Genomic DNA, 12,483 nt, shown 5'->3' on the forward strand with positions numbered 1-12,483 from the left:
TCTGGACTAGACCAGCACCGTTCAGGTGCACAAAACACGCTATGTCTGGGCTTTTACCGTTGCGTGCCAGCCTAGGCATTACAGATGACCGACACATGACAGCAGGTGTCGACGGCCGTACCACGCCCTGCAATACATCGGCCAAGTCCAGGGCCTGCGGGCACTTGGGCATGGTCTACGCTAAGTCTGAGCTGAGCGACATCAGCGCTTTGAAAACGACATCGACATGAAACTGTCATCCATCGGGCCTAGATTGGCTCAGGTATTGCTGACCTAGACCAAACCACCGCTAACGTTCGTATAAAACGCCGCGTTGAAAACGCCCAAAGGAGCTTCGGATGAAACAGCTTTTCCTGGCATCACTGTTAGGCTCGACCATTGCCATGTGCACTGCCGCCATGGCTGCTGATACCGATTTGAAAACGCTGGAAGCCGCCGCGAAAGCGGAAGGCGCCGTCAACAGCGTCGGCATGCCCGATGACTGGGCCAACTGGAAAGGCACCTGGGAAGACCTGGCCAACACTTATGGCCTCAAGCACATCGACACCGACATGAGCTCGGCCCAGGAAATCGCCAAGTTCAAAGCCGAAAAAGACAACGCCAGCGCCGACATCGGCGACGTGGGCGCAGCCTTCGGCCCCATCGCGGTGAAGCAGGAAGTCACTCAGCCGTACAAACCTTCCACCTGGGCGCAGGTGCCGGACTGGGCAAAAGACAAGGACGGTCACTGGGCCCTGGCCTACACCGGCACCATTGCCTTCATCGTCAACAAGAAGCTGCTGCACGGTTCCGAGGTTCCTACCAGTTGGGCTGACCTGCAGACCGGCAAGTACAAAGTGTCGGTGGGTGACGTGAGCACCGCCGCACAGGCTTCCAACGCGGTACTCGCCGCCGCCATCGCCAACAAAGGCGACGAGAAAAACATCGCGCCGGGCCTGCAATTCTTCACCAAGATTGCCCAGCAAGGTCGCCTCTCGCTGTCCAACCCGACCATCGCCACCATGGAAAAAGGCGAAGTCGAAGTGGGTATCGTCTGGGACTTCAACGGCCTGAGCTACAAAGCCAAGATGGCCAACCCGGATGACTACGTAGTGCTGATCCCATCGGACGGCTCGGTGAAATCCGGCTACACCACCATCATCAACAAATACGCCAAGCACCCGAACGCCGCCAAGCTGACCCGCGAATACATCTTCAGCGATGCCGGCCAGTTGAACCTGGCGAAGGGTAATGCGCGTCCGATCCGGGCTGAAACCGACCTGAAGCTGCCGCTGGATATCGCCAAGAACCTGATCCCGGGCGAGCAATATACCAAGGCCAACCCGCAGCCGATCAAGGATGCCGATGCCTGGGAAGCGACCTCCAAGAAGCTGCCGCAAATGTGGAACGAGCAGGTCATCGTAGAGATGAAGTAAGGGTTTATCCCACATTGGATACCCTGTGGAGATCCAATGTGGGAGGGGGCTTGCTCCCGATAGCGGTGTGTCATTCAACACATTTATTGGCAGGCCCACTGCAATCGGGAGCAAGCCCCCTCCCACACTTGGTCCGATTTCTTGCGGACAATCGAGTTAAATCATCTGTTGCGGAGCCCCAGCCCCCATGAACCACAATGTCATCCTTGTCGTACTCGACGGCCTGAACTTCGAGGTTGCGAGGCACGCCATGGGGCACTTGCAGGCCTATGTCGGCGCAGGACGCGCAGCCCTCTACAAACTGGAATGTGAACTGCCCGCCCTGTCCCGCCCGTTGTATGAATGCATCCTCACCGGCGTAGCGCCGATTCACAGCGGCATCGTCCATAACAACGTCTCGCGCCTGTCCAACCAGCGCAGCATTTTCCATTACGCCCGCGACGCCGGCTTGACCACTGCGGCGGCGGCTTACCATTGGGTCAGCGAGCTGTATAACCGCACGCCCTTTCTCGCCGCCCGCGATCGTCACACCGACGACAAGGCGCTGGCGATCCAGCACGGGCATTTCTACTGGAATGACCACTACCCGGACTCCCACCTGTTTGCCGATGCCGAAAGCCTACGGCTCAAGCACGCGCCGAATTTCCTGGTGGTGCACCCGATGAACATCGACGACGCCGGCCACAAGCACGGCCTCGACACCGCGCAATACCGCAACAGCGCACGCTCGGCCGACATCATCCTGGCCGACTACCTGCAAGGCTGGCTCGACGCCGGCTACCAGGTGCTGGTCACCGCCGACCACGGCATGAACAACGACCGCTCTCACAACGGCCTGTTGCCGCAAGAGCGTGAAGTACCACTGTTTGTGCTCGGCGACGGATTCAGCCTGGATAGCAACGCCGCGCCAAAACAGACCGAACTGTGCGGCACGGTGTGCGAACTGCTCGGCGTGCCCCACGACAAACCTGTATGCCGGGAGCTGTTGAAATGAGCCGCGGCAAATGGTTGGCCCTGCTCTGCCTGGTGCCTTTCACGCTGTTCTTTATCGTGTTCGAAATCGCCCCACTGGTGTGGGTGCTGATCAACAGCCTGCAAACCGAAGAGGCCGGTTGGGGGCTGGAAAACTTCACCCGGATCTTCAGTTCAAAGTTCTACTTGCAGGCGATCCAGTTCAGCCTGGAGATCAGTTTCTACTCCAGCATCTTCGGCATCATCATCGCCACCCTGGGCAGCTACTCCCTGCGCCGGGTGGATTCGCCGCTGCGCAACTTCGTCACGGCCTTTGCCAACATGACCAGCAACTTCGCCGGCGTGCCCCTGGCCTTCGCGTTCATCATTCTGCTGGGCTTCAACGGCAGCATCACCATCATGCTCAAGCAGGCCGGGATCATTCAGGACTTCAACCTGTACTCGAAGACCGGCTTGATCATCCTCTATACCTACTTCCAGATTCCCCTCGGCGTGTTGCTGCTCTACCCGGCCTTTGACGCATTGCGCGAAGACTGGCGTGAGTCGGCCGCCCTGCTCGGCGCGAATGGCTGGCAGTTCTGGCGGCATATCGGCTTGCCGGTGCTTACCCCTGCCCTGCTCGGCACCTTCGTGATCCTGCTGGCCAACGCCTTGGGCGCCTATGCCACGGTCTACGCCTTGACCACGGGCAACTTCAACGTACTGCCGATCCGCATTGCGGGCCTGGTCTCCGGAGACGTGTCCCTCGACCCGAACCTGGCCAGCGCCCTGGCCGTGGTACTGGTGGCGCTGATGACCGTGGTCACCGTGGTCCATCAACTGTTGCTCAAGAGGAGCTACCATGTCTCGCGCTGAAGCCGGCCCGGCCGCCCTTTACCATCGGATAGTGGTAGCCCTGTTGTTCCTGATCCTGGTGCTGCCGCTGATCGGTACCTTTGTCTACTCGATTGCCAGCAGTTGGTCGGCCACCATCCTGCCGGCCGGTTTTACCGTGAAATGGTACGTACAGCTGTGGAGCGACCCGCGCTTTCTGATGGCATTCGGGCAATCGCTGCTGGTGTGCGTGGGGGCGCTGATCCTTTCGGTAGTGTTGATCTTGCCACTGCTGTTTGTGGTGCATTACCACTTTCCCAAGCTCGATGCGCTGATGAACATTCTGATCCTGCTGCCCTTTGCGGTGCCGCCGGTGGTGTCCTCGGTGGGTTTGCTGCAACTGTACGGTTCCGGACCGTTGGCAATGGTGGGTACGCCGTGGATCCTGATCGGCTGCTATTTCACCGTGGCGTTGCCGTTCATGTACCGCGCGATCACCAATAACCTGCAAGCCATCAACCTGCGCGACCTGATGGACGCCTCGCAACTGCTCGGTGCCAGCACCTGGCAGGCCGCGATCCTGGTGGTGCTGCCCAACCTGCGCAAGGGCCTGATGGTGGCGCTGCTGCTGTCCTTCTCGTTCCTGTTCGGTGAGTTCGTGTTCGCCAACATCCTCGTCGGCACCCGCTACGAAACCCTGCAGGTGTACCTCAACAACATGCGCAACAGCAGCGGCCACTTCACCAGTGCCGTCGTGATCTCCTATTTTTTCTTCGTGCTGGTGCTGACCTGGGCCGCCAACATCTTGAACAAGGACAAAAGCCAATGAGCTTCGTCAGCGTCCAACACCTGCAAAAAAGCTACTCCGGCACCCCGGTGTTCAGCGATATCAACTGCGAAATCGCCAAGGGCGAGTTCGTCACCCTGCTCGGCCCGTCCGGGTGTGGCAAATCCACCCTGCTGCGCTGCATTGCCGGGCTGACCCCGGTGGACAGTGGCAAAATCCTGCTGGACGGCCAGGACATCGTGCCCCTGAGCCCGCAGAAACGCCATATCGGCATGGTGTTCCAGAGCTACGCACTGTTCCCCAACATGACCGTGGAACAGAACGTCGCCTTCGGCCTGCGCATGCAAAAGGTCAACGCTGACGACAGCCACAAGCGTGTGCAGGAAGTGCTGCAACTGGTGGAGCTCAAGGACCTCGCCGGCCGCTACCCGCACCAGATGTCCGGCGGCCAGTGCCAGCGCGTGGCCCTCGCCCGCTCCCTGGTGACTCGCCCGCGCCTGCTGTTGCTGGATGAGCCGCTGTCGGCGCTGGATGCGCGGATCCGCAAGCACTTGCGCGAACAGATCCGCCAGATCCAGCGCGAACTAGGGTTGACCACGATTTTCGTGACCCATGACCAGGAAGAAGCCCTGACCATGTCCGACCGCATCTTCCTGATGAACCAGGGCAAGATCGTACAGAGTGGCGATGCCGAAACTCTCTATACCGCGCCGGTGGATGTCTTCGCCGCCGGTTTTATCGGTAACTACAACCTGCTCGATGCCGACAAGGCCAGCCAGTTGCTGCAACGGCCGATCAGCGGGCGCATTGCGATTCGCCCCGAGGCCATCGAATTGAGCCGCAGCGGCGAACTCGATGCGCTGGTACGCAGCCACAGCCTGCTGGGTAACGTGATCCGCTACCGCATCGAAGCCCGGGGCGTGGAGTTGGTAGTGGACGTGCTCAACCGTTCAGCCGACGACCTGCACCCGGATGGCCAGCGCCTGGCACTTTCCATCGACCCCAGCGCCCTGTGTGAAGTAGCCTGACAGGCAGTGACCTTTTGAGAGAGAGCATGACGGATGGCATTGGTAATTTTTGATCTGGACGACACCTTGATCCACGGCGACTGCGCGACCCTGTGGAGCGAACAGATGGGCCGCCTCGGCTGGGTCGATCCAACGTCGTTCATGGCCAGGAACAATGAGCTGATGGACGCCTACAGCCAGGGCAAGCTGTTGATGGAAGACTTCATGAATTTCAGCCTGGAGCCGATGATCGGCCGCACGCCGGCAGAAATCGAGCATCTTGTGGAGCCATGGGTCGAGGACGTGATTGAGCCGCTGATCTACAGCGACGCCACCAAGACCATCGCCCGGCACCGTGCGAATGGCGACCGGATCCTGGTGATTTCCGCATCGGGCACTCACCTGGTCACGCCGATTGCGGCGCGTATCGGTATCGATGAAGTGCTGGGGATTAACCTGGGCGTCAGCCATGGTGTGTACAGCGGCCGTACCGAGGGTGTGCTGACTTACCGCGAAGGCAAGATCACACGTTTGCTCGAATGGCTGGAACAGGAAGGCGAAACCCTTGAAGGTGCGTACTTTTACTCCGATTCACGCAATGATTTGCCATTGTTGCTGAAAGTGGATCACCCGCAGGTGGTGAACCCGGACCCTGTATTGCGTGAGCATGCTGAAAAGGCTGGCTGGCCTATCCACCACTGGGCCTGACACTGAGCTTTGCGGACTGAAATCCAATCAAATGTGGGAGCGGGCTTGCTCACGAATGCGGTGGGTCAGTAAAAAATGTTTCATCTGGCCCACCGCGTTCGCGAGCAAGCCCGCTCCCACACTGACCGCATTTCAGTCTGGGAGCCGGCCGGGCTGTTGGCAATATGGACTACACCGAATGTAGGACTGGGTTGTTCTGACCCTCCACCTGCCCTTCAACGCCTTGCAATGCTTTCACAGTGCCTCCATAGTGAGTCTGGACTGAGCCCGTTGCTGTATCGCCGGGCTTTTTGCATTATGCGACCGGACCATATGGAACCGGCTCCCTCAAAGACGGCCTAATATGCGTTATCAATTGCCCCCGCGTCGAATCAGCATGAAGCATCTGTTCCCAAGCACCGCCCTCGCTTTTTTCATTGGTCTCGGCTTCGCGTCGATGTCGACCAATACGTTCGCAGCCAATAGCTGGGACAATCTTCAGCCTGATCGCGATGAGGTGATTGCCAGCCTCAACGTCGTCGAGTTGCTCAAGCGCCATCACTACAGCAAGCCGCCGCTGGACGACGCTCGCTCGGTGATCATCTACGACAGCTACCTCAAGCTGCTGGATCCGTCGCGCAGCTACTTCCTGGCCAGCGATATCGCTGAGTTCGACAAGTGGAAGACGCAATTCGACGACTTCCTCAAAAGCGGCGACCTGCAACCCGGCTTCACCATCTACAAGCGTTACCTGGACCGCGTCAAAGCGCGTCTGGACTTCGCCTTGGGTGAGCTGAACAAAGGCGTCGACAAGCTCGATTTCACCCAGAAGGAAACCCTTCTGGTGGATCGCAAGGACGCCCCTTGGCTAACCAGCACCGCAGCCCTCGACGACCTGTGGCGCAAACGCGTCAAGGACGAAGTGCTGCGCTTGAAGATCGCCGGCAAAGAGCCCAAGGCCATTCAGGAGCTGTTGACCAAGCGCTACAAGAATCAACTGGCGCGCCTGGACCAGACCCGTGCCGAAGATATCTTCCAGGCCTACATCAATACCTTTGCGATGTCCTACGACCCGCACACCAATTATCTGTCGCCTGATAACGCAGAAAATTTTGATATCAACATGAGTCTGTCCCTGGAAGGCATCGGTGCCGTCCTGCAAAGCGACAATGACCAGGTGAAGATCGTCCGCCTGGTGCCGGCAGGTCCGGCAGACAAAACCAAGCAAGTCTCCCCTGCCGACAAGATCATCGGCGTGGCCCAGGCCGACAAGGAGATGGTCGATGTGGTCGGCTGGCGCCTGGACGAAGTGGTCAAGCTGATCCGTGGGCCAAAAGGCAGCGTGGTGCGCCTGGAAGTGATTCCACACACCAATGCCCCTAACGACCAGACCAGCAAAATCGTGTCCATCACCCGTGAAGCGGTGAAGCTCGAAGACCAGGCCGTGCAGAAGAAAGTCCTCAACCTCAAGCAGGATGGCAAGGACTACAAGCTGGGCGTGATTGAAATCCCGGCCTTCTACCTGGACTTCAAAGCCTTCCGTGCGGGTGACCCGGACTACAAGTCCACCACCCGCGACGTGAAGAAAATCCTGACGGAACTGCAGAAAGAAAAAGTCGACGGCGTGGTCATCGACCTGCGCAACAACGGCGGCGGTTCCCTGCAGGAAGCCACTGAGCTGACCAGCCTGTTTATCGACAAGGGCCCGACCGTGTTGGTACGCAATGCTGACGGCCGTGTCGACGTGCTGGAAGACGAGAACCCGGGTGCCTTCTACAAAGGGCCGATGGCGCTCCTGGTCAACCGTCTCTCGGCCTCGGCCTCGGAGATTTTCGCCGGCGCCATGCAGGACTATCACCGCGCCCTGATCATCGGCGGCCAGACCTTCGGCAAAGGCACCGTGCAGACTATCCAGCCGCTGAATCATGGCGAGCTTAAACTGACGCTGGCCAAGTTCTACCGGGTTTCCGGGCAGAGTACCCAGCATCAGGGCGTGCTGCCGGATATCGATTTCCCGTCGATCATCGACACCAAGGAAATCGGTGAAAGCGCATTGCCTGAAGCCATGCCGTGGGACACCATCCGTCCTGCCATCAAGCCGGCGTCAGACCCGTTCAAGCCATTCCTGACGCAATTGAAAGCTGATCACGACACCCGCTCCGCCAAGGATGCCGAGTTCGTGTTTATCCGCGACAAGCTGGCCTTGGCCAAGAAGCTGATGGAAGAGAAAACCGTCAGCCTCAATGAAGCGGATCGCCGTGCACAGCACTCCAGCATCGAAAACCAACAGCTGGTACTGGAGAACACCCGTCGCAAGGCCAAGGGCGAAGACCCGCTCAAAGAGCTGAAGAAAGAAGATGAAGACGCACTGCCGGCCGAGGCGGATAAAACCAAGCCGGAAGACGACGCCTACCTGGCCGAGACCGGCCGGATCCTGCTGGATTACCTGAAAATCACCAAGCAGATGGCCAAGCAGTAAGTGATGGCAATTTAATATGGTCGCTCTTGGGAGTGTCATCATATAGACATCATTCTGTCGTGAAATGGAAGGACCGCAGGTTTTAAGCCTGCGGTCCTTTTTTTTCGATCGAGATCGCCATGACCATGACCGAACAGCTGGATGCATTGGGCTCAATCCTGGCTCAAGGCAGTTTGCACAGCCTGTTCCAACCGATCATTTGTCTGTCGCAGCGACGCATTCTGGGTTACGAGGCCCTCAGCCGCGGCCCGTCCAACAGCCCGCTGCACTCCCCCGTCGCGCTGTTCTGCGTGGCCCGTCATGCCGGGCGCCTGAGCGAACTGGAAATGGTGTGTCGAGAGAGTGCATGCCGGCGCTTCAGCGATCAGAAACTGCCGGGTAAGCTGTTCCTCAATATCTCGCCGGAATCTTTGATGGAGAGCGCGCATCAGCCGGGGCGTACCCTGCAACTGCTGCGCGACTTCGGTATCCCACCGAGCCAGGTGGTGATCGAGCTCACCGAGCAGACGCCCACCGACGATTTCGTGCTGCTGCGAACCGCCCTGCATCATTATCGCGACATGGGTTTTGCCATCGCGCTTGATGACCTGGGCGCCGGATACTCCAGCCTGCGGCTGTGGTCAGAGCTGCGTCCGGACTATGTCAAGATCGACCGGCACTTTATCGATGGCATTCACCAGGACGCCCTCAAGCGCGAATTTGTCGGCTCGATCCTGCAGATCGCCAAGGCCTCCCGCGCTCAAGTGATTGCCGAGGGGATTGAGCGGCCGGAAGAACTGGCGGTGTTGACTGAGATGGGCGTCGATCTGGTTCAGGGTTACCTGCTCTGCCGCCCTCAAGAACACCCGCCGCAGGAAGCGCGCCTGATGTTGCCCAAGCCGGATAGCCCCACGATCACCCTCCATGATGAAGGAATTGATCTCAGCGCCCTGCTTAATGAACAGCCAGCGGTAGATCAAGATACGGCCACCGCCCAAGTGCTGGAATCGTTCCGCCGCCAGGCCAACCTCAACTCGTTGGCGGTGCTGGATGGCTGTGGTCACCCGGTCGGTATTGTGCATCGGCACTCGTTGTCGGATGCGCTGCTCAAGCCGTTCGCTACCGACTTGTTCGCACGTAAACCTATCAGCCGCTTGATGAGCGATGATTTTCTGGCAGTGGAGTTGAGCCAGTCCTTGCAACAGGTCAGCCGTTTGCTGACCAGCCGCGCGCGGCAGCGCATCGAAGAAGATTTCATCATCACGCTGAACGGCGACTATCTCGGGCTGGGCCGGGTCATCGATGTGCTCAAGTTGATCACAGAACTGAAAATCCAACAGGCGCGTTATGCCAATCCGCTGACCTTGCTGCCTGGCAACGTGCCGATCCAACAGTGTCTGACCCGGCTGTTACAGCAACAACGCGAGTCGGTGATCTGCTACGTGGATATCGATAGTTTCAAGCCGTTCAACGATATCTACGGCTATGGGCGTGGGGATGAAGTGCTGCTGTGCCTGGCGCAGTGCCTGAACGACCGGGTAGACCCTAGCCGCGACTTTGTCGGGCATATTGGCGGCGATGACTTTCTACTGGTACTCAGCCCGCAGGATTGGCGCAAGCGGCTCAACCAACTGCTGGATGATTTTCACACCCAATGCCGACGTTTCTACCGCGCCGAACACTTGGATGCCGGTTGCTTCATGGCCCTTAACCGCCAGGGCCTGCGCCAGGAATTCGCCTTGCTGTCGCTGTCCATCGGCGTGGTGCATTTGTATCCACAAGCCTGCGGGCAACTGGATGCCAGCCAACTAGCAGAGTTGGCCTCACAAGCCAAGCATCATGCCAAGGACGTGGCCGGCTACAGCATTCATGTGATCGATAGCATGGACATGTTATCGCAGGCGCTTTAAGCCTCGGCGGACTCCGGGTACTCGTACTCGAACACCCGCACCACTTCAGAAGCATGCCAGGATGCGGCGGCGACGCCATCGGAGGGCCCGCTGAACCGCCCCAAGCGCTCCACACATTCAAAAAAACCGGTACGCGGCAGGCGGCTGGCCCCCTGGCTGATCACCAGTGAACTGCGCAGCGGCTGCTCAGCCTTGGCATCCAGCGCCGCCAGATGTTCCAGAGCGGCAGCCAAGGTCTGCATGGCCGGCGTCGGAAATTGCAGACGCTCCAGCAACGCACGGTACGTCAACAAATGGCGCTGGCGCCGCGCCTGATCCAGCTCATTGAGTAACCCATCCCAGTGCTGACGGCTGATACGTAGGCTCAAGACTCATCCCTCCAACCTGCAACGCCCAACTCCCAGGCCAGGCTGCGGCGAATCGCGGCATCCGGCTGGCGCTCACCACTTTCAATCAATCCAAGATACGAGGGGCTGATCCCCACAGTGCGTGCCAGGGCCTCGATAGCCAGGCCCTTGGCTTCACGCAGGCCGCGCAGGGCTGCGAGCGGTCGCAGCTCCTGGGCGGAGGCGATGGGTGCGGCTGGGGAGGAAACACGTGTAGGTTGCTGCTGACCGGCAGCTTTTAGCAGCGCCTGGTACTGGTCCCATGGCAACACCGCATACTCGGGTTCGCCATCGCGTGAAATGATCTGAATATCCATGACTGCCCCGTAGGATAAAAACACTTACTAAGTAAGTTCTTTCCTTAGAAGTGTAATCCTAACAGCCACAAAGGTCGCAGGGGGATACCAAGCATCATTAGTTTTTTTGCGGGTTTTCCTGGGCGAGCAGCTCAGGCGTGGCTGGGAGGCGCTCAACCACCGCCAGCTTTTCCGGGCGTTGCGCATCGCGCCAGGCGCGAAAAGCGCTCAGCTCGCCGCTCAGGGTCTTCATGACCCATGCCAGCACAGCGATGTCGTCGAGCATACCGAACATGGGGATGAAATCCGGGATCGCATCGATCGGGCTGAGAAAATACATCAGCCCCGCCACCACCGATATCAGCGCCTTGGGGCTTATCGCCCGGTATTCGCCGCGCCAGTAAGCCAGGCACAGAGCCTGGAGCAATTTGAGATCATCCTTGAGCTGGCCCAGCCGGTTGCCCTGGCTTGAACCTTTGGCCGCGACGGCAAACAGCAGTGTCGGCAAACGGCCACGGCCAAGCAGACGTGCAGCCATGGGCAGAAAACGGGTGAAATTGAAGGGTGGTTTCATGGGTCACTCCAGTTCCAGGCGGTATAAAAGGTTATCCACACAAATTGTGGATAACCTTGTGAACAGAGCCTGTTTTATCGGCTGAAAGCCACGGCCTACAAGGCTTACAGTCAGATCGGGCGTTTTTTGCGCACATAAAAAAAACCCAAGATTTCATTGACTTGGCATGTATGTGCGGCTACCCGTGCTCGAGTCTTATATCAGACTGTTTCAGGTTACGGACGTTCGTTTGGATTTGCAGAGGCTTCATCGGGGGATTTGCCTCATTCGAGAAACCCCGGAAACAACAACGCCCCGTCTAGACGGGGCGTTGTGTGTTCAGGCGCCGATTACTTCTTGGCGGCTGGTGCAGCAGGTGCTTCAGCAGCGTCTGCCTTGGCTGGGTCCTTGATGGCCAGCAGTTCCAGGTCGAATACCAGCACGGAGTTGGCTGGAATCGCCGGGCTCGGGCTCTGGGCGCCGTAGGCCAGGTCGGACGGGATGTACAGCTCGACCTTCTCGCCAACGTGCATCAGTTGCAGGCCTTCGACCCAACCCGGGATCACGCCGCTGACCGGCAGGTCAATCGGGCTGCCGCGATCCACGGAGCTGTCAAAGGTGGTGCCGTTGGTGAGCTTGCCGGTGTAATGAACAGTCACCACGTCGGTTGGCTTGGGCTGGGCGCCGTCGGCCTTCTTGACGATCTTGTACTGCAGGCCGGAAGCGGTGGTGACTACGCCGTCTTTCTTGGCGTTGTCTTCGAGGAATTTCTTGCCGGCAGTTGCCGACTCTTCGCTCATCTTGGTCATGCGTTCTTCAGCACGCTTCTGCAGTGCGGCAAACGCCTCGACCAACTCGTCGTCCTTGAGTTTCTGTTCTTTCTTGCCAACGGCATCTTCAATGCCTTGGGCTACAGCTTTGGAGTCCAGGTCGTCCATGCCTTCTTGGGCAAGGCTCTTGCCCATGTTCAGGCCGATGCCGTAGGAAGCTTTCTGCGCCGGGGTTTTCAGCTCTACGCTGGTCTGCGAATCACAACCCGCAAGTACCAGGCTAACCAGGGCCACCGCCGCCGCCAACCGATGCTGTTTCATGCTATTTCCTTGTTCATGCGCCAAAAGGGCATTCGAATAAAGTCGCGAGCTTATCAGGCGGCCACGACCAATGGCTACCGCCATGTGAGCAGGAAACTTCTGATAAGT

Annotated in this window: 12 protein-coding genes; 8 read left to right on the forward strand and 4 right to left on the reverse strand. The window is 58.8% G+C overall.

The annotated features are described in order from the left end of the window. The first annotated feature begins 338 nt into the window (after nt 1-338). From JFT66_RS00120 to JFT66_RS00155, 8 genes are all read left to right on the forward strand, one after another. Nucleotides 339-1,415, forward strand: coding sequence for an ABC transporter substrate-binding protein (locus JFT66_RS00120; protein WP_034116840.1), 1,077 nt, complete (start codon nt 339-341; stop codon nt 1,413-1,415). Between the two features lie 187 nt (nt 1,416-1,602). Beyond that, nucleotides 1,603-2,409: an alkaline phosphatase family protein gene (locus JFT66_RS00125; protein ID WP_034116841.1), complete on the forward strand. Its 807-nt coding sequence runs from the start codon at nt 1,603-1,605 to the stop codon at nt 2,407-2,409. Further along, nucleotides 2,406-3,242: an ABC transporter permease gene (locus JFT66_RS00130; RefSeq protein WP_034116842.1), complete on the forward strand. Its 837-nt coding sequence runs from the start codon at nt 2,406-2,408 to the stop codon at nt 3,240-3,242. The genes JFT66_RS00125 and JFT66_RS00130 overlap by 4 nt, the downstream gene beginning before the upstream one ends. After that, nucleotides 3,229-4,029, forward strand: a complete 801-nt coding sequence (locus tag JFT66_RS00135) for an ABC transporter permease (RefSeq protein WP_034116843.1) — start codon at nt 3,229-3,231, stop codon at nt 4,027-4,029. Before JFT66_RS00130 ends, JFT66_RS00135 begins: the two co-directional genes overlap by 14 nt. After that, complete coding sequence (locus JFT66_RS00140; protein ID WP_153837883.1) at nt 4,026-5,015, forward strand: ABC transporter ATP-binding protein; 990 nt, start codon at nt 4,026-4,028, stop codon at nt 5,013-5,015. The genes JFT66_RS00135 and JFT66_RS00140 overlap by 4 nt, the downstream gene beginning before the upstream one ends. Nucleotides 5,016-5,048: 33 nt before the next feature. Beyond that, nucleotides 5,049-5,702 (forward strand): HAD family hydrolase, encoded by a 654-nt coding sequence (locus JFT66_RS00145; RefSeq protein WP_198858550.1) that lies wholly within the window; start codon nt 5,049-5,051, stop codon nt 5,700-5,702. 376 nt (nt 5,703-6,078) lie between these two features. Next, on the forward strand, nt 6,079-8,160 hold the full coding sequence (locus tag JFT66_RS00150; protein WP_233096978.1) for a carboxy terminal-processing peptidase: 2,082 nt from the start codon (nt 6,079-6,081) through the stop codon (nt 8,158-8,160). Between the two features lie 119 nt (nt 8,161-8,279). After that, on the forward strand, nt 8,280-10,049 hold the full coding sequence (locus tag JFT66_RS00155) for a bifunctional diguanylate cyclase/phosphodiesterase (RefSeq protein ID WP_198858552.1): 1,770 nt from the start codon (nt 8,280-8,282) through the stop codon (nt 10,047-10,049). On the opposite strand, the gene JFT66_RS00160 is transcribed toward JFT66_RS00155, so the two are convergent. The 4 genes from JFT66_RS00160 to JFT66_RS00175 form a co-directional block, all read right to left on the reverse strand. Then, complete coding sequence (locus tag JFT66_RS00160) at nt 10,046-10,417, reverse strand: hypothetical protein (RefSeq protein ID WP_005786715.1); 372 nt, start codon at nt 10,415-10,417, stop codon at nt 10,046-10,048. The genes JFT66_RS00155 and JFT66_RS00160 overlap by 4 nt on opposite strands. Next, complete coding sequence (locus JFT66_RS00165) at nt 10,414-10,752, reverse strand: helix-turn-helix domain-containing protein (protein WP_034116848.1); 339 nt, start codon at nt 10,750-10,752, stop codon at nt 10,414-10,416. Before JFT66_RS00165 ends, JFT66_RS00160 begins: the two co-directional genes overlap by 4 nt. Nucleotides 10,753-10,849: 97 nt before the next feature. Next, nucleotides 10,850-11,305 (reverse strand): YkvA family protein, encoded by a 456-nt coding sequence (locus JFT66_RS00170; RefSeq protein WP_034116849.1) that lies wholly within the window; start codon nt 11,303-11,305, stop codon nt 10,850-10,852. Between the two features lie 329 nt (nt 11,306-11,634). Next, complete coding sequence (locus JFT66_RS00175) at nt 11,635-12,375, reverse strand: FKBP-type peptidyl-prolyl cis-trans isomerase (RefSeq protein WP_034116850.1); 741 nt, start codon at nt 12,373-12,375, stop codon at nt 11,635-11,637. Nucleotides 12,376-12,483 lie beyond the last annotated feature (108 nt).

It is taken from the genome of Pseudomonas sp. MF6755 (assembly GCF_016405635.1).
GTDB lineage: Bacteria > Pseudomonadota > Gammaproteobacteria > Pseudomonadales > Pseudomonadaceae > Aquipseudomonas > Aquipseudomonas haemolytica.